The following is a 17083-nucleotide window of genomic DNA, read 5'->3' as shown; positions in this document are numbered from 1 at the left end:
TGTGAAAACAGCCGCATAGTCTGATTAATAAAAAGGCTAAACAGCTAGGGAGGGGATCGACGGATGGGCAAACGCGTCCTTCTGATCGAGGATGAACCCAATATCATCGAAGCGGTGCGGTTTATCCTGTCCCGTGACGGATGGCATGTGGACACGCATTCTGATGGCGCGACCGCGATGGCGGCCGTGGCGCATCGTATGCCTGACGTCATTATCCTTGATGCCATGCTGCCGAACCGCTCTGGCTTTGAGATCCTGCGTGATCTTCGGGGGCAGGATGACACGCGCAATCTTCCCGTTCTTATGCTGACGGCCCGAGGTCAGACCAAGGACCGCGAACGTGCAGAAGAGGCAGGCGTGAGCGACTACATGACCAAGCCGTTTTCCAATTCGGACGTGCTTGAGCGCGTGCGCGCGTTGGCGGGCGACTAGGCCAAGGGCGCCATGGCAGAGCGACCCAAGATATCCTTTTTTCTTCCGCAGGATGGTTTTCGGCGCAGGCGGCTTGCCGACGCGGCACGCATATTGCCCGTCCTGGGCGGCATATTGATGATGATACCAATGCTATGGGGGGTGGATCAGGGGGGCGAGGCCGACCCTGCTAAAACCTCAAATGCTGCCGTTTATGTGTTTTGTGTTTGGGCTGGCGTCATCATTGCGGCGGCCATGCTCGCGCCGTTTTTGGCCCGGATCGAAGACGAGGACTAGGCAGTGGTCCCCTTCAATTTCCTCGTTGCTGTCTGCTTGGGATATGTGGCCATCCTGTTTCTGGTGGCGTTCTGGGCAGAGCGACGGGCAGCCGCGGGCAAAGACGGTTGGCTACGTTCGCCTTACATCTACACGCTCTCGCTGTCAGTCTATTGCACCGCTTGGACGTTTTACGGGGCGGTCGGCTATGCGGCACGGTCCGGGCTTGAGTTTCTGACGATCTATCTTGGTCCGACGGCGATCATGATCGGGTGGTGGCTGCTTTTGCGGAAACTGGTGCGGATCGGGCAATCGCAGCGGATCACCTCTGTCGCTGACCTGATTTCTTCGCGGTTTGGTAAATCTACAGTCTTGGGCGTGATCGTGACACTTTTGGCTGTCGTCGGCACCACACCTTACATCGCGTTGCAATTGCAGTCGGTCACGTTGTCATTCTCAGTATTTGCAGCCCAGTCGAGCGAAGCGTGGACGCCGCCATCTTTGAACGCGACCGCGCTTTGGGTGGCTGGCGGTTTGGCTGCGTTCACGATCATTTTCGGCACGCGCAAGATCGACTCCAACGAACGTCACCACGGCGTGGTCATGGCCATCGCTGTGGAAGCAGTTGTGAAACTCTTTGCCCTGATTGCCGTGGGCGTCTTTGTTGTTTGGGGGATTGCGGGCGGCGTTGGCGGCGTCATGGAACGCATCGATGCGTCGCCGATTGCCCAGTGGCAGGTCACGAATGGGCGTTGGATCGGCCTGACCTTCCTGTCTGCCGCCGCGTTCCTGTGTTTGCCTCGTATGTTTCAGGTTTTGGTCGTCGAGAACGCAGATGAGCGTCACCTGTCGACCGCCAGTTGGGCCTTCCCCGCATATTTGCTGGCGATGAGCCTTTTTGTCCTGCCGATCGCCGTGATCGGGCTCGAGGTTTTGCCTGCAGGCGCGAACCCAGACCTGTTTGTGCTGACATTGCCTTTGTCGATGGGGCAAGAGGGCTTGGCGATGCTGTCATTCCTTGGGGGGTTCTCGTCGGCGACCTCAATGGTGATCGTGGCGTCCATTGCCTTGGCGACAATGGTATCGAACCACATTGTCATGCCCATCTGGCTCCGGTTGCAGCCCAAGGATGTCAGCGTGTCCGGCGATGTGCGGTCTGTCTTGATCGTCTCGCGACGGGCGTCGATCGCGGCTGTCTTGGCGCTTGGCTACATGTATTACGTCATGTCCGGCGGCGGCGCGGCGTTGGCCGCCATCGGTTTGATTTCGTTTGTGGGCGTTGCACAGTTTTTGCCGGCGATGCTGGGGGGTATCTTTTGGCGCGGTGCGAATGGCAGGGGTGCAGCCGTCGGTCTGCTCTTGGGCGCTGCGATCTGGGCTTATTCATTGTTTTTGCCGTCATTTGGCGCTGGGGCCATTCTGTCAGAGCAACTCTTGGCAGAAGGTCCGTGGGGGGTCGGGTGGCTCAGGCCGCAAGCGCTTTTTGGGATCGAAGGCTTGGATCCGGTTGTGCATGCTGTCTTGTGGTCCATGCTCTTGAACACAGTGACCTTTGTGGGTGTGTCACTCTTCACTTTCCCCAATGCCTTGGAGCGGCTGCAGGGCGCACAATTCATAAATGTCTTCCACCTGTCACGCGAAACCAAAGGCTGGCAGGCAAGCCGTGTTGAATCCGAGGATTTGCTGATCATGGCGCAGCGGATCATTGGTGGACGAGACGCACAGCGCCTTTTTGCAGATGCGGCCAATAAGCAAGGCAAGGTCGGCTATCTTCCCGATCCAACGCCGGAGTTCCTAGAAAAGCTGGAACGTGAACTTGCGGGGTCCGTGGGGGCGGCGACCGCCCATGCGATGGTGGGGCAAATCGTGGGACGTGCGTCAGTCTCGGTCGAAGACTTGATGGCCGTGGCCGATGAGACCCAGCAGATGATGGAATACTCCAATCAGTTGGAGGCGAAGTCAGATGAGCTTGCCCGCACGGCGCGCAAGCTGCGGGAGGCGAATGAAAAGCTCACGGCTTTGTCTGAACAAAAAGACACCTTCCTGAGCCAAATCAGCCATGAACTGCGCACGCCGATGACCTCGATCCGCGCATTTGCTGAAATCTTGCAGGACCCGTCTTTGGAGCATGACGATACCAAACGGTACGCCGACATCATATTCCGCGAGACCATTCGCCTGACACGACTGCTGGATGATCTGCTTGATCTGTCGGTGCTGGAAAACGGCACGGTCGCCTTGGACATTTCAGCGGGTGACTTGGGTGCGCTGATTGATCGGTCGATTTCTGCTGCCGCGCTGACAGGCCGTCTGACGATCAAGCGCAATCCCGCGCGCGAGGTGCGCGTGATTGAAACCGATCAGGATCGGTTGGCGCAGGTGTTTATCAATCTGATCAAAAATGCAGAGAAATACTGCGACGCGGACAAACCCGAATTAAAGATATCGGTGCGTTCCGTGGGTGACGTGCTTCAAGTCGACTTCGTCGACAACGGCAAAGGGATTTCACCCGCAGATAGCGAGGTCATCTTTGAAAAATTCTCACGTTTGTCGGATGGCGCGCGCGCCGGGGGGGCTGGCCTAGGGCTCGCCATTTGCCGGGAAATCGTGCTGAACCTCGGTGGCGAAATTGCCTATTTGCCGGGCCAGGGCGGTGGCGCGTTCCGTGTGTCGCTCCCATCGCGCGTGGCGTTGGCGGCTGAGTGATCTGGCGGGTTAACCCGCCATGGCGTCCAGTTGTCCACGCAAACCGTGCAGATTGTAACCTGCGTCAGATGCGCGGCTGATGATTTCGTCCGTTGGCAAGGTCCCGGCCTGACCCAAACCCCATACGATGGTCGAGCGATTGCCTGACGCGCAATATGCAAGCACCGGTCCGCTGGCATTGGCCAGCGTGTCGCGCTGAAGTTCCACAATCTCCATCGTCAACCCTGTGTGCACAACAGGGTTCAGGACGAATGTGAGCCCAGCGGCCTCTGTCGCGGTCTTCATGACCTCAGCCGACAATTCGACCGGAATTTCGTGATCGGGTCTGTTGCAAATGATGGTTGTGAAACCCGCTGCAGCGATTGCAGGCAGATCGGCGGGTTCAATTTGCGGGGCGACGGCGTATTCGGGTGTGATCTGACGGATATCCATGGCCGCTGTCTAAGGCGCACGGCATCGCCGGTCCAGCCGTTAGGCGGTCGAAAGGCTTGAGTTGCGCGCGAAAGCTGGCACTATTGGCCAAACAAAACGAGCAGGACCCAAAAAATGGGCGACATTATCCGATATGAGGTCACCGAGGGGGTGGCCGTTCTAAGCATTGATAACCCACCGGTAAATGCTTTGAGCGCTGAGGTGAGGTTGGGTTTGAACAGCGCTTTGGATCGGGCGCAGGCCGATGACAGCGTTTCAGCGATTGTGTTGACGGCTGCCGGGCGCACCTTTCCGGCAGGGGCCGATATCCGTGAATTTGGGAAGCCTCCGGTCGAGCCACATCTTCCGGATGTCTGCAACGCGATTGAGGCGTCGTCCAAACCGGTGGTTGCCGCGCTGCATGGCATGGCACTGGGCGGCGGGTTTGAACTGGGTCTTGCGTCGCACGCGCGTATCGCGACCGCGCAGTCCAAGGTTGGGCTGCCTGAAATCGGTCTTGGCCTTTTGCCGGGCGCCGGGGGAACCCAGCGCCTGCCAAGGCTGACGGATGTCTCCACGGCCTTGAGCGTGGTGTTGACGGGCAAACCCGTCCCGGCTTCGGTGGCACGAGAGCGGGGCTTGATCGATGCCATAAGCGAAGGTGACCTCATAGCAGATGCTTGCGCCCTCGCGCGTGATCTTGCCGGAAAGCCGCCGCGACCAACGCGGAACCGACGTGAACAGTTCTCTGACGGGGTAGGCTATCAAAAGGCGATTGAAGAGGCACGGCGCGTGCACGCCGATGCGCCAACAATGGCAGCGGGCAGGGCGATTGATTGTCTTGAGGCTGCGCCGCTTCTTCCCTTTGACGCGGGTCTTGCGCTGGAACGCGACGCATTTCTGGAGTTGCGGGATACACCAGAGGCGGCGGCCTTGCGTCATCTGTTTCTCGCTGAACGGCTGGCCGCCAAGCCGCGTTCTGGATTGCCTGCCCCAACAGACTTGAAGCGTGTTGCGGTGCTCGGCGGCGGTTTGATGGGGGTAGGGATTGCCGTGGCCTGCCTAGCCAGAGGCAAGGCCGTCACGATCATCGAACAAAACGCAGACACCGCCGCCAAGACCGAAGCGCGCCTACGCTCGGTTGTTGAGCGGTCAGTTTCGCGGAAAAAACTACCGCAATCGATGCTGGATGGGCTGAGCAAGCATAGTATCGTCACGACGCAATTTGGTATGGTCGCAACCGCACAATTGGTCATTGAGGCCATCGCGGAAGATGAGGCTCTCAAAAAAGATGTCTTTGCCAAGCTTGGCGCGGCCACATCGCCCAAGACAATCCTTGCCACGAATACCTCTTACCTCAATGTCGACATGCTTGCGCAGGCGTCTGGTCGTCCGGGGCAGGTTGTGGGCCTGCATTTCTTTTCGCCAGCCGAGGTCATGAAACTGTGTGAAGTCGTTGTCGGCAAAGAAACGGCGCCGGAAGTCGAGGCAACGGCCTTTGCCTTTGCAAAATCAATCGGGAAAGTGCCTGTCAGGGCTGGGGTTTGCGACGGCTTTATCGGCAACCGAGTGCTGACAGCCTATCGCACGGCTGCTGACTACCTTTTGGAGGATGGCGCAAGTCCCTATGACATTGATGCTGCAATGCGGGCCTATGGCTTTCGGCTTGGGCCCTATCAGGTGCTTGACCTTGCCGGTTTGGATATCTCCTGGGCGCGGCGCAAACGGCTGGCCACTCAGCGTGATCCGGAAGCCCGCTATGTGCGCATCGGTGATCTTCTGTGTGAGGCAGGGCGTTTTGGGCGAAAGGCCGGTGCCGGGTACTACCGCTACAACGCTGACAGCGGCAAAGCAGAGCGTGATCGAGAAGTTTTGGCATTGATTGAAAAAGAACGCGTGGCCAAGGGGATTACGACACAATCCTACTCGGCTGAAATCATCCAACGACGTTGTCTGATTGCCATGGCCAATGAAGGGTCAAAGCTATTGGGCGAGGGGATCGCCCGGTCGGCTGGCGACATTGATGTGGTCATGGCCTTGGGCTTTGGATTCCCGCGGCATAAGGGTGGGCCCTTGAAAGCGGCCGAGTTGTCAGGATTGTTGTCGGTTCAGCGTGATCTAGAGGCGTTGGCGAAGGAGGACGCGTTCTGGACGCCGTCACAAACGCTGAAGCACGCAGCCATCAATGGAAACCGCTTCGACGGCTAATCCGATCAGGCGAGGAACAGGCCCAAGACAACGCACATCAACCCGATTGCTGACACGGCCAGAGCGCCAAGGTTCCATGCCACGATTTTCTGCAGTCGCGCCTTCATTTCGGCATCGTCCAGTTTTGCCCGGCGCGCGCGGACAACAGACACGATGCAGAATACCAGACCTGCCAGTCCAAGCAGGGTGATGGCGGTGCCAACGGGGACAAGAGCAGACATGGCGATCTCCGATTGCGGTTTCGGCGCTGCCTGCCAGAGCAGCGCGATTTCGGCAAGAGGCATCCCGTCGCAAACAGAGTGGGTTTGTGGGGTTGCTGAGGGCAAGCCGCGCAGGTAATCCCGTGGTCCGTTGATCTACCTCTTGATGAAATGAAAGGTCGCCCATGTCTGACGCCGTCACCGATCCTACCCCGGACTCCTATCGTGTCACCGCAGGCGAGCTTCGCCAGTTCATCGAGCGTTTTGAGCGTCTGGAAGCCGAGAAGAAGGACATTGCAGACCAACAAAAAGAGGTGATGGCCGAGGCCAAGGCGCGTGGCTATGACACCAAGGTCATGCGCAAGGTCATCGCGCTGCGCAAACGCGACAAGGATGACATCGCGGAAGAGGAAGCCGTCCTTGAGATGTACAAAGAAGCCTTGGGAATGAGCTAAGGCTGGCTTAGCCGGTTGTGTCGTCCTTTTCTTCGTCATCCGGCGTGGTTTCTTCCGCCACAGGTTTCGCGCCGCTCGCAAAGTCCTGTGGTTCCAATTCAAGGACCGACTGGGCAAAGAGATACAGGAAACCGAGTGACAGGGTCAGAATGACAACCCCTGTCACGGCTGAAGTGACCTGAAGTTTCTGGAAACTAAGAACCAGTTCGGTCTTTTGCGCGGCAACGGCCTGTTGCTCGGCGGTGCCTCCGGCTCCTTCAGCGAGTTCTTCTTCAAGCTTGGTAAGCATTTGGTTGGGCGCTTCGACAGCGCTCATGACCTCTTTGTAAGACAGGTATATGCCCAGGCCCGTCACAGCGACCACAACGGCCAAGAGGAAATAGCCGGACAAAAGCTGCCACATGAGTGCGTAGCGCGCATGTGCTCGCAGCAGGGTTTCGTGTTCGTAATAGTCTATCCAGCTTTGGTTGTAGCGTTGCACAACCTGATTGAAGCCTTCGGTTGTTTCCGCATTTGCCTGCTTGTTGGCTTGGGCAAGTTGCGCGCGCAGTGTGTTGTTTTGGGTTTCGAGGGTGGAGTTTCTGGCGTCTGCTTGTTCAAGCGCCTGCGTCAATATCGTCAGCCGTTGTTCCGCGCTGAGGCCGGCCTCTTGTGCCAGCAACGGAGCGGAGAATGCGAAGATCAGGATTAGGGCGGCGGTAATTAGCTGTCGCATCTGCACAACTCCGTATAGCCATCAGTTTCGGGATCAAGGTACTTGCAAGCTAGAATGAGTTCTGGCGGCGGGTCGCAGATGGGCTCGTCCGAACCGACGATTATGATCGGCCCACCAACCGGAGTGCGCGGAGGCCACCGCACAGGTTGCGTAGGTGTGCCGGGATCCGGGTTGCCAATCCCGCGTTCCAAGAGCTGCTGGTATTCAAGCGACTCTTCAAGGCTGAGCGTACCTGTCCGCGCAGCAAGCTCTGACAGGCGTGCTGCATCTTGAGGCGACAGGTTGAGGATGATGCCGTCATCAACGCCAAAGCCGTCGGCTGAGAATGTGCCCAGGTTGCCGATTGATCGCCCGGCGAACACCTCGGGATTGGTGGTGAGCATATCCTCAGTGATCAACCCGGGCGCAGTTGCCGCGCCTTCGAGGGCGTTGCTGAGTTCTTGCGCCCTCAAGGCACGCCCGAAATCCGAGTTGGCCAATGGATCGACGTCGATGATCCGGACGTTGCCTCCCTGCGGGACGCCAATCGAGGCGCCCAGACCTTCGAGCGGTTGTAAAGTCCTGCCGATATCCGCGCCGTAAGGCAGCTTTGGGATGCTGTCTTGGGAAAACCGATCGTCAAACTGCGGCTGTAGAAAGAGATCCGCTGTGCCCTGCGCCCCCAAGCCTATTGGAGAAAACGCCAAAGCAACGGCAGCGAAAAATGCCCGCCAGAAAGCCATGCCTAAAATCCTTTGTTCAATACCCAAAGGATTGATCAAAGAGTGAGTCGGATCAAGCCCGCTCTCCTCAGGCGGGAAAAGCGTCTGTTGCCAGAAGGTTAGGGTGCGATGAAGTTAACGCTGTGCATCCGTTCGATGGTGTAGACATCTTCTTCATAGGCATCTGTGAGGGCCGTCACCGTGTCCTCTGTCCAGCCGGGAACATCCAGTTCCTCTTCCAGCACGTCCTCCTTGGCGAACTTGTCGAGGAAGGCCGCGATCACACGGCGCTTTTGCACCTCGGTCTGCGGTGGGTGAGATTTGATGTAGGCCTGAAAGCGCTGCACGCCTTCCGCTGTCATCAACTCGCCCAGCAGGTCAAAGCCGCCGGCGATGCGTGTTGTCGGGTCGACGCCGCACATTTCGCGAATGATCTGGGACCACAGCAGGGGCGTGTCCTCATTGCACCAAACAGTGATATGGGCATGCGGCAACGTCTGTTGCATTCGGCTGAGCATGTTCGACCACTTGATCGAAAAGGGATCGAGTTGCTTGAGAATGCGCGCATGGGTGGCTTCGTCCAGCATCCCAAGGATTTCGGGAATGAAGGTCGCCGGATTGCAAATGGCAAAGTGAAACTCGAGTTCGTCATCCGGGAACAGCCGGTCCAACGCCATCAACCGGCGTTCCAGAACCGGATAGAGCACCCCGTCCTCAAAGATTCGCGCCGGGATCGAGATGAAGCGCGTGTTGCTCATGACGATCCGGTCAGCGGTTTGTCCATCCAGCAGAGTTTCGATCAGGTGATCGCGTGACGGCGGCGGCGGATCCTCGCGAAAGGCGATCGCCACGGCGTTGCGCAGGTCCGTTTGATAGAGTTCCGGACGCGGAATCGCGATGCCTTGGGCGGCCACCAGATCCCGGTTTTTCTGTAAGCACGATGCCAGCCGACCGTGGTCGGTTGCGTGTGCTCCAATGTGATAAACCAGTTCCATGTGCCCTCGGCAGCCAGTGCTTTGATGACTGCTTTATCAGACCCCGCTAGAAAGGTTGCAAGAGGGTGCAAGGAACTGCGCGTTGGTTCTTGCACAGTTGCGCAGCCTGAACTAAGAGACCGCGCAGTGCCCCTATAGCTCAGCTGGTAGAGCAACTGATTTGTAATCAGTAGGTCCGCGGTTCGAGTCCGTGTGGGGGCACCACTTTCCTAAGTCTGGGGTGAACGTCGAACACGTGAACCGTTGCTTTACGGGGCGCGCGCGGGGGCTAGTTTGCGAAGCGTGATGCTTCGCCCAAAAAAGGGATCGTCGTAGATGCCCTTGTTGCAGTTTCTGCGGAACCGAAACTTTCTTGCCTTGATTGTTGCGAATACCGTTTTTGCTACGGCGTTCCCGATACAATTGATACTTGGCGGTTTGGCTGGGCTGCAACTTGCGCCGAGCGCGGCCTTGGCGACGCTTCCATCATCCGTTCAGACCCTTGCGGCATTGGTAGCGGCAGGGCCATTTTCGATGCTGATGGGGCGGCTTGGACGCGGTGTTGGCTTTGCTTTTGGTGGCATATTGACCTCGGTCGGGGCCTGCCTCGCGATTTTTGCACTGATGCGGCAAGACTTTGTGATGCTCTGTCTTGGGCATTTCCTGATGGGGGCAGGTTGGGCGTCATTTCAGTACTTTCGCTTTGCTGCCAGCGAAGTGGTAGCCCCTACGTGGCGGCCGGTTGCGATTTCTTTCATGCTGAGTTCTGGGCTGTTTGCAGCGTTGCTTGGACCGCAGGCGTTCATAGCCTTTCGCGATGCGCTTGTTCCGCCGCCTTTTGCTGGGGCCTATCTGGCCGTGGCCGCAATCGGTGTTCTCGGTCTGCTGCCGCTTGGGTTTTTGCGCATCAAGGCGCGGCGGACGGCATCGGAGGCCGGGTCATGGCGAGTGGGTCTTGGCGCTTTGAATCGGTTTGAGGTGCGGCGGGCGATTGCAATCGCCGCTCTGTCTCAAGGGATCATGGTGTTTTTGATGGTGCCCACGCCTCTTGCGATGGTTGGCTGTGGTTTGACCGAGGCTGCGGCGAGTGATGTTGTGCGGTGGCATATTGTGGCGATGTTCGCACCGAGTTTCTTGACCGGATTTGTGATCCAGCGATTTGGAGCAAAGCGTGTGGCCACTGCGGGATTGCTGGTGATCTTAGTGTCCGCCGTCGTAGCTGCGACGGGCTTGGCGGTCGGTCATTTTTATCTGTCTTTGATCGTGTTGGGCGTTGGGTGGAACTTGGGGTTCATCGGGGCCACGACAATGTTGGACGCCGCGCTTACTGAGCGCGAAAAGCCGTCAGCACAGGGGCTCAATGACACGGCGATTGGGTTGGTGTCGGCGATTGCAGCATTCGGTGCTGGCGCGATGCTTGCCCAATTCGGATGGATTATTCTTGCGGCGGTATCAGGGACGATTGTGCTTATCGCGCTTGTGGTGTTGCTGGCTCAAAGGACGCCAGAACGACCGCTGCCCAAGCCATAAGTTCCTCGAAAATGGCTGCTCATTAAGGCAAGCAACAGAGTCTGCTTGCGGTGTGCAGATGGCTTCGTTAGATGGCGCTATCTTTCGACCGCCGCCGACGCCTCGGCGGCCTTTATGCAATGGATAAGGACGACATGCAGGTCACCGAAACACTGAATGATGGGCTGAAACGCGCGTACTCGATCACACTGAGTGCTGCGGAACTTGACGCCAAAGTTGACGAAAAACTGAAAGAGGCTCAGCCCGAAATCGAGATGAAAGGATTTCGGAAAGGCAAGGTTCCTCTGCCGCTGCTAAAAAAGCAGTATGGCGACCGCGTGCTGGGCGAAGCCTTGCAGGAATCGATCGACGGCGCGATGTCGACCCATTTCGAAGACTCCGGCGATCGCCCTGCGATGCAGCCAAAGGTCGAAATGCAAGGCGATGACTGGAAGCCGGGCGACGACGTCGAGGTGGCGATGTCCTATGAGGCGCTGCCAGAAGTGCCAGATGTCGATATGAAGGCGATCAAGCTTGAGAAGCTGGTGGCCAAGGCAGCCGAAGAAGACGTGACTGAAGCGCTGGATAAACTGGCAGAGTCCGCTCAGAACTTTGAAGACCGTAAATCCGGCGCGAAAGCCAAAGACGGCGATCAAGTTGTGATCGATTTCCTTGGCAAGGTTGACGGCGAAGCCTTCGATGGTGGCGCCGCTGAAGACTATCCACTTGTTCTGGGTTCGAACTCGTTCATTCCGGGTTTTGAAGACCAACTGGTCGGCGCGAAAGCGGACGACGAGGTAGAGGTCAACGTGCAATTCCCAGAGGAATACGGCGCGGCCAATCTGGCGGGCAAAGACGCTGTCTTTGAGTGCAAAGTCAAAGCGGTGAAGAAACCTGTCGCGGCCAAAGTTGACGACGAACTGGCGAAGAAGTTCGGTGCTGAAGACCTTGAAGGTCTGAAATCGCGGATTTCCGAGCAGCTGGAAGGTGAATTTGCAGGTGCGTCGCGCGCTGTGCAAAAGCGCGCGCTTCTGGACGAGTTGGACAAGCTGGTGACCTTCGAGTTGCCACCTTCGCTGGTGGAGGCCGAAGCAGGCCAGATCGCGCACCAGCTGTGGCACGAAGAGAACCCAGAGGTTCAGGGTCACGATCACCCGGAAATCGAGCCTACCGATGAGCACAACGAACTGGCTCAGCGTCGCGTGAAGCTGGGGCTTTTGCTGGCAGAACTCGGGCGTAAAGCCGAAGTCGAAGTGACCGACAGCGAGATGACCCAAGCGATCCTGAATCAAGCGCGTCAGTATCCGGGCCAAGAGCGTCAGTTCTTTGAAGCCGTTCAACAGAACCCACAGCTGCAACAACAGGTTCGGGCGCCGCTGTTCGAAGACAAAGTTGTCGACTACATCTTTGAGCTGGCTAACGTGACAGAAAAAGAAGTGTCGAAAGACGACCTGCAAAAGGCTGTTGAATCGCTGGAAGACGAAGCCGCATAAGGCGTCGTTAAGACTGTCTGAGTTAAACCCCTAGGGCCGATGGGTTCCGGGGGTTTTTTCATGGCACTAGATCTGCATGACGACGCGCGTCCGCTGATGTTTTCGCCGCAGCCGGGCCAAAGTCCGCTGTTTTTCCTGCATATTCCCAAGACCGCTGGCAGCAGCACAAATGCCTTCTTGCGGCAGGTGTTTGGGGTGCAAGCGGTACAAGACCACGTGGAAAATCTGCTGCCTGATTTGTCAGCGCGCCGTTTGCCGCCACTCACTGTGCCTTGCGTGTCGGGGCACGTACCTCTTTGGGCATGGACGCTTTACCGCGGAACAGATGTGTTTGACCGTGCCACCATGCTGCGGCGACCGTGGGATAGGTTGGTCAGCCATGTGAATTGGGTCGCGCGCTATGCAAACGGGCGCGAGCGCCTGCCGCCCGGAGCAGGGGGACAAGCGCTGGCTCGCGTGGCCGAGTTAGTTGTGGAAACGGATTTTGAGGATGTCCGATCCCTGCGGACCTTTATGAACGCCGTGAAACGCGAGCGGCACTTTTCGAGTTTCGACAATTATCAGGTACGCATGCTGCGCTCGGGGCGCATGGATGCCATGGAAAAGCGGTTGGAGCAGGCGGATTTGTCAGTTGCCGAGAGGGAACTGTCAGGCTTTGCCTGTGTCGGACTGTGTGAAGATCAGGCCGCTTTTCAACGTGCCGTCATGGCGCGTTGTGGAATGGCGGATGCGCCAAAGCCTGTGCATCGCAATCCGGGGCAGGTGCGGGTTCTGTCACGGGGCAATACGCTCGCGCGGGAGGTTTTCGCGCCATGGTTGGAATATGACATGGCTCTCTATGGATTTGTGCGCGGGTTGAAGGCTGCGCATCCATTAAAAAACGCCGCCTCGAATGAGGCGGCGTTTTCGATGTCTGAAGCAATCGAGACTTAGTCTTCGATCGGGTCCGAGCCTTCGGCGTTATCGGCAGGGGCCGCGCCACGTGGGTCGTCGTCTTCGTCCATGCCGGCTGCGCCGATATCGTCAAAGAGTTCCGCGATTTCGAATTCTGCGGCTGCTTCTTCCTCGGCGGCAAGTTCCTGAATGGATTTGCCGGAGGCTTGCAGTTCGGCTTCTTCCTGCGAGCGGGCAACGTTGAGTTTGATCTCAACTTCGACCTCTGGATGCAGTTTCACAGCGACCGAGTGCAGGCCGAGCTCTTTGATCGGGTTGATCAGAGCGACCTGTTTCTTGTCGATCGAGAAACCATCAGCGGTGGCTGCGTCAGCCGCGTCACGTGTGGTGACAGAGCCGTAGAGCGCGCCGGAATCCGACGCAGAGCGAATCACGATGAACTGCTGACCGTCGAGACGGCCTGCCAGATCTTCGGCTTCTTTCTTGGTTTCCAGATTGCGGGCTTCCAGCTGTGCCTTCTGCTCTTCGAAGCGAGCTTTGTTGGCGTCGGATGCGCGCAGGGCTTTGCCGGTCGGGATCAGGAAGTTACGGGCGTAACCTTCTTTGACCGATACGACGTCGCCCATTTGGCCCAGCTTGGACACACGTTCGAGAAGGATGATATCCATGGATCTCTCTCCTTACTTCACAGCGTAGGGCAGCAGGGCGAGGAAGCGGGCGCGTTTGATGGCACGGGCCAGTTCACGCTGTTTCTTCGCGGATACTGCGGTGATGCGGGACGGCACGATCTTGCCACGCTCAGAGATGTAGCGTTGCAGCAGACGTGTGTCTTTGTAGTCGATCTTTGGCGCGTTCTCACCGGAGAACGGGCAGACCTTGCGGCGGCGGAAAAATGGTTTTGCGGCCATGGTTTATCCCCTTCTCTTAACGACGATCGTCGCGGCGCTCGCGGCGGCCGTCACGTTCGTCACGTTTTTGCATTTGAACCGATGGGCCTTCGGCGTGCTCGTCGACCTTGATGGTCAGCACGCGCATGACGTCTTCGTGCAGGCGCATCAGGCGTTCCATTTCCTGCACAGCAGGCGCAGGTGCGTCTGTTTTCAGGAAGGCATAGTGGCCTTTGCGGTTCTTGTTGATCTTGTAGGCCATCGTTTTGACGCCCCAGTACTCGGAATCGAGCACTTTGCCGTCGTTGTCAGCCAGTACAGTCGAGAAGTGTTCAACCAGGCTTTCTGCCTGCGCGCTGGACAGGTCCTGGCGCGAGATAAAAACATGCTCGTAGAGCGGCATGTCGTCTCCTAATTGTCTGAGCGACTTCATAGCGGGGCCAAGGTTCCGCGGGCCCTGCACGAGAGGATCGCCGGTTCATGTCTTTCGCGGATGGCGCGTATTGGCACAGAGGGTGCCTATGCGCAAGGGCGATGGTGTCTTGTAGGGGCTGCCCAAGTTTGGACGCATCTTTGCCTGTGACCTGCCGTTTCTTGGACCCGGAAGTTTCGCAGTCCGGCCTTTTGACCGCCACCTTGTGACTGTTTGTTAATCAAATCGAAACGGTATCGGGTGAGGCAAATGTCGTTTGCAGATTTTGAACAAAGTGCACGTGGAACTGTCCGGATGGACAACACGAAGTGGGGCTACCGGCTTCCTTCGCGGTTTGGGCATAACGGCTTGGCAGCGCTGGGCCGGCTTCTGCAGGGTGTGTTTGCGAAGGCTCTGGTCTTCGCGGCTCTGGCGCTTTGGCTGATGCCTGGATCCAGTTTTGACATGGATCTTATCGCGATGAAGGGCGGTGTCACCGTCGGGCTCCTGATGCTGGCCATCGCCTGTTATCGCAACAGCAAAGCACGACCACCGGAGGTTCATGTCGACCTGATCCGCAAGGAAGTACGGGTGGTGGAACGCAGTGGTCGCAAGAGCCTCTTGAAAAAGTTCTACCGCTTCAGCGATCTGGGCGCGATGTATGTCCGTGACCATGCGTTGCATCTGCACGCGCCAGAGGGCGAAATCCTAGCCGTGCTGAAGCTGGACCCGGACGTCGAAACACAATTGGGCTAGGTTCAATTTCCTTTGGTGCGCTTGCGCACGCGAAATGTTGACCGCTCGTCAATTGCACTGAGCAAGAGCCGCCCCATACTCCAGGGTATCTTTCGGAACAAAGGATATCCTCCATGAAAAACCTCGCCCTTGCCGCCGCCATTGCAACGCTGGCCACCGGTGCAGTTGCTGCACCTGAAAAATACATGCTTGATTCAAGCCATAGCCAGATCGTCTTCAACTATGACCACCTCGGGTTTTCGACGACCTTTGGCATGTTCTCAGGCTTTGAAGGCGAGATCATGTTTGACCAGGAAGACCCTGCCAACAGCAGTGTGAACGTGTCGATGCCTGTGACGTCCATGTTCACCGGTTGGGAGCAGCGCGACGCGCATTTTATGTCAGGGGATTTCTTTGATGCCAATGACGAAGAACTGGTGACATTCTCGTCTACCTCGATCGAAGTCACGGGCGAAGACACGGCGATGATCACGGGCGATCTGACGCTGAACGGGATCACCAAAGAGGTGGTTCTGGACGCGAAGTTGAACAAGGCTGGTCCAAATCCGTTGAACCAGACCGAATGGGCAGGGTTTGACGCGACAACGACATTGAAGCGCACGGATTTTGGCGTCGGCATGTTCGCTGGCCCGGTTTCAGATGAGGTCAATGTGATGATCTCGATCGAAGCGCAGAAGGCTGGCTAAGCTACCGCCACACCCAAAAGAAAAGGGCCGCAATTTGCGGCCCTTTTTTCGTTGGATTTTGTGCGTTCAGATCAATCGGCGCGTGTCGCCGTCAACGTGATGTTGATATCGACACCAAACGCCAGCGAGCTTTCGTCATTCATGTTTTGCCCGATGTCGAAATCGAGACGGTTGAGCGAGAGTGCCGCGTCGACGGTGGCGGTGTCATCCTCGATGACAAGGTCGAACGGAAAGGTCAGTGGCTCGGTCACGTCGCGAATTTGCAGGGTGCCTTGCGCTTCATAGGTTCCGTCGGTTTCCACAAGATCACCGGTAAAGGTTGCTGTGGGGAATTCTGAAGCCGCGAAATAGTCAGGGCCGAGCGCCTGATCGGTGACTGATCCAAGCGTGAGGGACGCAATGTTGATCGTGGTCGTCACGTTGCCCTTCACCGGTCCGGGCGCGTCAGGATCAAACTCAATCGCAGAGGTCCAGTCAGAGAAGTTGCCTCCGACTTCGGCCCCGAATTGAGTGATCGTGATGGTGATGTCGCCGTCTTGCACCTGCCAATCACTTACGACTGCTTGCAAGCTAGGCACGGCGGGTCCGTCTTCGACAGGTTGGAGGGCTGCGGCGGTGCCGACGGCGGCGAATATGATCAAGGCCGCAAGTGGTGGCAGAACGGCGTTGCCGTGGCCGGTTGCGCCAGCCGCCGCGGTATTTCCGAACCACATCCGCCGCAAAGTGGCGTCCTTGTCTATGACATGGTGTTTGAGCGCGCCGGCGATGTGAAGCAGGAGCGATGCCACCAGAACACGTTCAAAGAACATATGCAGTGTTGCAAAGCGTTCGGCGACGATGTTGTCCTTGGGTACAAACGGCAAATTCTGGCCAAATGGCCACCAGATCGGCGCAAAGCCGGTGGTGGCCGCATGGTGAATCCAACCCGTCAGCGGCACAAGAATGAGCGACGCATAGAGCGTCCAATGCGCGAGGCTTGCCAAAAACTCCAAGGGAGCAGGCTGGGCCGCGACGGGATCCGGCTTTGGTTGAGAAACAGCCCAGAGGATGCGGGCGATGGCAACGAAGAAGATCGTCACGCCGACGGTTTTATGCATGGAAAACAGCCACGCCTTGCGGGCCAGTTGCTCTGCGGTGTCGTAGGGCAGATTGTGCGCGATCACGCCAAGCGGAATAACGGTAAAAATCAAAAGGGCGGTAAGCCAGTGAAAGGTCTTTGTGACGCCGCCATAGCGGTCAGAGCTGTTGGTCAGGGCCATGTGGTGTCCTTCGATGCAATCTTGCCTGAGTCGTAACCTAGTGCATTGCGGTTCAATTCATCACCGCCCCCTACGCACAAAGATGGTGAATATGCGCGCGGTTGCCGTAGCGGCCCTTTTCATAGAGCAG

General features: G+C 57.6%; 19 protein-coding genes and 1 tRNA gene. 11 read left to right on the top strand and 9 right to left on the bottom strand.

The window, feature by feature from the left end; translation table 11 throughout:
* The first annotated feature begins 63 nt into the window (after positions 1-63).
* The 3 genes from FE702_RS05370 (at position 64) to FE702_RS05365 (ending at position 3393) form a co-directional block, all read left to right on the top strand.
* A complete protein-coding gene (locus FE702_RS05370) occupies positions 64-432 on the top strand; it encodes a response regulator transcription factor (RefSeq protein WP_147125233.1) in 369 nt (122 codons plus the stop codon).
* 129 nt (positions 433-561) lie between these two features.
* Positions 562-708: a hypothetical protein gene (locus FE702_RS18560; RefSeq protein ID WP_186826990.1), complete on the top strand. Its 147-nt coding sequence runs from the start codon at positions 562-564 to the stop codon at positions 706-708.
* Positions 709-711: 3 nt separating this feature from the next.
* Positions 712-3393: a sensor histidine kinase gene (locus FE702_RS05365; protein WP_147125232.1), complete on the top strand. Its 2682-nt coding sequence runs from the start codon at positions 712-714 to the stop codon at positions 3391-3393.
* A 9-nt stretch (positions 3394-3402) separates the two neighbouring features.
* Here FE702_RS05365 and FE702_RS05360 read toward each other — a convergent pair whose 3' ends face one another.
* On the bottom strand, positions 3403-3825 hold the full coding sequence (locus FE702_RS05360; RefSeq protein WP_147125231.1) for a protein tyrosine phosphatase family protein: 423 nt from the start codon (positions 3823-3825) through the stop codon (positions 3403-3405).
* A 114-nt stretch (positions 3826-3939) separates the two neighbouring features.
* Here FE702_RS05360 and FE702_RS05355 point away from each other — a divergent pair, with 114 nt between their 5' ends.
* Entirely contained in the window at positions 3940-6012 is a 2073-nt protein-coding gene (locus tag FE702_RS05355; protein ID WP_147125230.1) for a 3-hydroxyacyl-CoA dehydrogenase NAD-binding domain-containing protein, read from the top strand.
* A gap of 5 nt (positions 6013-6017) precedes the next feature.
* Here FE702_RS05355 and FE702_RS05350 read toward each other — a convergent pair whose 3' ends face one another.
* Positions 6018-6233 (bottom strand): hypothetical protein, encoded by a 216-nt coding sequence (locus FE702_RS05350; RefSeq protein ID WP_147125229.1) that lies wholly within the window; start codon positions 6231-6233, stop codon positions 6018-6020.
* Positions 6234-6397: 164 nt separating this feature from the next.
* On the opposite strand from FE702_RS05350, the gene FE702_RS05345 reads away from it, so the two are divergent.
* A complete protein-coding gene (locus FE702_RS05345; RefSeq protein ID WP_147125228.1) occupies positions 6398-6667 on the top strand; it encodes a DUF2312 domain-containing protein in 270 nt (89 codons plus the stop codon).
* A gap of 7 nt (positions 6668-6674) precedes the next feature.
* On the opposite strand, the gene FE702_RS05340 is transcribed toward FE702_RS05345, so the two are convergent.
* The 3 genes from FE702_RS05340 to FE702_RS05330 form a co-directional block, all read right to left on the bottom strand.
* Entirely contained in the window at positions 6675-7382 is a 708-nt protein-coding gene (locus FE702_RS05340) for a hypothetical protein (protein WP_147125227.1), read from the bottom strand.
* Entirely contained in the window at positions 7370-8104 is a 735-nt protein-coding gene (locus tag FE702_RS05335) for a hypothetical protein (RefSeq protein ID WP_147125226.1), read from the bottom strand. Before FE702_RS05335 ends, FE702_RS05340 begins: the two co-directional genes overlap by 13 nt.
* Positions 8105-8202: 98 nt before the next feature.
* Positions 8203-9078, bottom strand: a complete 876-nt coding sequence (locus FE702_RS05330; protein ID WP_147125225.1) for a hypothetical protein — start codon at positions 9076-9078, stop codon at positions 8203-8205.
* A 128-nt stretch (positions 9079-9206) separates the two neighbouring features.
* Between FE702_RS05330 and FE702_RS05325 the strand changes: the two genes are divergently transcribed.
* The 4 genes from FE702_RS05325 (at position 9207) to FE702_RS05310 (ending at position 12992) form a co-directional block, all read left to right on the top strand.
* Positions 9207-9282 (top strand) — tRNA-Thr (locus FE702_RS05325).
* 111 nt (positions 9283-9393) lie between these two features.
* A complete protein-coding gene (locus FE702_RS05320; RefSeq protein WP_147125224.1) occupies positions 9394-10587 on the top strand; it encodes an MFS transporter in 1194 nt (397 codons plus the stop codon).
* Positions 10588-10721: 134 nt separating this feature from the next.
* Positions 10722-12059, top strand: a complete 1338-nt coding sequence (gene tig, locus FE702_RS05315) for a trigger factor (protein ID WP_147126133.1) — start codon at positions 10722-10724, stop codon at positions 12057-12059.
* A gap of 60 nt (positions 12060-12119) precedes the next feature.
* A complete protein-coding gene (locus FE702_RS05310) occupies positions 12120-12992 on the top strand; it encodes a hypothetical protein (protein ID WP_147125223.1) in 873 nt (290 codons plus the stop codon).
* On the opposite strand, the gene rplI is transcribed toward FE702_RS05310, so the two are convergent.
* From rplI to rpsF, 3 genes are read right to left on the bottom strand one after another with little or no spacing between them, the layout of a single operon-like run.
* Entirely contained in the window at positions 12989-13621 is a 633-nt protein-coding gene (gene rplI, locus FE702_RS05305) for a 50S ribosomal protein L9 (protein ID WP_147125222.1), read from the bottom strand. The two genes, FE702_RS05310 and rplI, sit on opposite strands and share 4 nt — an antisense overlap.
* 12 nt (positions 13622-13633) lie before the next feature.
* Positions 13634-13861 (bottom strand): 30S ribosomal protein S18, encoded by a 228-nt coding sequence (rpsR, locus tag FE702_RS05300; RefSeq protein ID WP_005608650.1) that lies wholly within the window; start codon positions 13859-13861, stop codon positions 13634-13636.
* Positions 13862-13877: 16 nt separating this feature from the next.
* Positions 13878-14243 carry a 30S ribosomal protein S6 gene (rpsF, locus tag FE702_RS05295; protein WP_147125221.1) on the bottom strand — a complete coding sequence of 122 codons (366 nt, stop codon included), beginning with the start codon at positions 14241-14243 and terminating at the stop codon, positions 13878-13880.
* Between the two features lie 324 nt (positions 14244-14567).
* Between rpsF and FE702_RS05290 the strand changes: the two genes are divergently transcribed.
* Complete coding sequence (locus FE702_RS05290) at positions 14568-15008, top strand: hypothetical protein (protein ID WP_147125220.1); 441 nt, start codon at positions 14568-14570, stop codon at positions 15006-15008.
* A gap of 113 nt (positions 15009-15121) precedes the next feature.
* Positions 15122-15694 (top strand): YceI family protein, encoded by a 573-nt coding sequence (locus FE702_RS05285; protein WP_147125219.1) that lies wholly within the window; start codon positions 15122-15124, stop codon positions 15692-15694.
* A gap of 71 nt (positions 15695-15765) precedes the next feature.
* Here the strand turns inward: FE702_RS05285 and FE702_RS05280 are convergent, their stop codons facing one another.
* A complete protein-coding gene (locus FE702_RS05280) occupies positions 15766-16953 on the bottom strand; it encodes a cytochrome b/b6 domain-containing protein (protein ID WP_147125218.1) in 1188 nt (395 codons plus the stop codon).
* Between the last annotated feature and the right edge of the window lie 130 nt (positions 16954-17083).

It is taken from the genome of Shimia ponticola (assembly GCF_007995215.1).
Classification (GTDB): Bacteria; Pseudomonadota; Alphaproteobacteria; order Rhodobacterales; family Rhodobacteraceae; genus Shimia_B; species Shimia_B ponticola.
Note: the sequence above shows the minus strand (reverse complement) of the source record. Positions and strands in the feature narration are given on the sequence as shown.

What these genes read in the sequence shown, in the direction of transcription:
- FE702_RS05370 (WP_147125233.1), top strand. Translation starts at nt 64, where the DNA reads ATGGGCAAACGCGTCCTTCTGATCGAGGATGAACCCAATATCATCGAA.
- FE702_RS18560 (WP_186826990.1), top strand. Translation starts at nt 562, where the DNA reads ATGCTATGGGGGGTGGATCAGGGGGGCGAGGCCGACCCTGCTAAAACC.
- FE702_RS05360 (WP_147125231.1), bottom strand. Translation starts at nt 3,825, where the DNA reads ATGGATATCCGTCAGATCACACCCGAATACGCCGTCGCCCCGCAAATT.
- FE702_RS05355 (WP_147125230.1), top strand. Translation starts at nt 3,940, where the DNA reads ATGGGCGACATTATCCGATATGAGGTCACCGAGGGGGTGGCCGTTCTA.
- FE702_RS05350 (WP_147125229.1), bottom strand. Translation starts at nt 6,233, where the DNA reads ATGTCTGCTCTTGTCCCCGTTGGCACCGCCATCACCCTGCTTGGACTG.
- FE702_RS05345 (WP_147125228.1), top strand. Translation starts at nt 6,398, where the DNA reads ATGTCTGACGCCGTCACCGATCCTACCCCGGACTCCTATCGTGTCACC.
- FE702_RS05340 (WP_147125227.1), bottom strand. Translation starts at nt 7,382, where the DNA reads ATGCGACAGCTAATTACCGCCGCCCTAATCCTGATCTTCGCATTCTCC.
- FE702_RS05335 (WP_147125226.1), bottom strand. Translation starts at nt 8,104, where the DNA reads ATGGCTTTCTGGCGGGCATTTTTCGCTGCCGTTGCTTTGGCGTTTTCT.
- FE702_RS05330 (WP_147125225.1), bottom strand. Translation starts at nt 9,078, where the DNA reads ATGGAACTGGTTTATCACATTGGAGCACACGCAACCGACCACGGTCGG.
- FE702_RS05320 (WP_147125224.1), top strand. Translation starts at nt 9,394, where the DNA reads ATGCCCTTGTTGCAGTTTCTGCGGAACCGAAACTTTCTTGCCTTGATT.
- tig (WP_147126133.1), top strand. Translation starts at nt 10,722, where the DNA reads ATGCAGGTCACCGAAACACTGAATGATGGGCTGAAACGCGCGTACTCG.
- FE702_RS05310 (WP_147125223.1), top strand. Translation starts at nt 12,120, where the DNA reads ATGGCACTAGATCTGCATGACGACGCGCGTCCGCTGATGTTTTCGCCG.
- rplI (WP_147125222.1), bottom strand. Translation starts at nt 13,621, where the DNA reads ATGGATATCATCCTTCTCGAACGTGTGTCCAAGCTGGGCCAAATGGGC.
- rpsR (WP_005608650.1), bottom strand. Translation starts at nt 13,861, where the DNA reads ATGGCCGCAAAACCATTTTTCCGCCGCCGCAAGGTCTGCCCGTTCTCC.
- rpsF (WP_147125221.1), bottom strand. Translation starts at nt 14,243, where the DNA reads ATGCCGCTCTACGAGCATGTTTTTATCTCGCGCCAGGACCTGTCCAGC.
- FE702_RS05290 (WP_147125220.1), top strand. Translation starts at nt 14,568, where the DNA reads ATGGACAACACGAAGTGGGGCTACCGGCTTCCTTCGCGGTTTGGGCAT.
- FE702_RS05285 (WP_147125219.1), top strand. Translation starts at nt 15,122, where the DNA reads ATGAAAAACCTCGCCCTTGCCGCCGCCATTGCAACGCTGGCCACCGGT.
- FE702_RS05280 (WP_147125218.1), bottom strand. Translation starts at nt 16,953, where the DNA reads ATGGCCCTGACCAACAGCTCTGACCGCTATGGCGGCGTCACAAAGACC.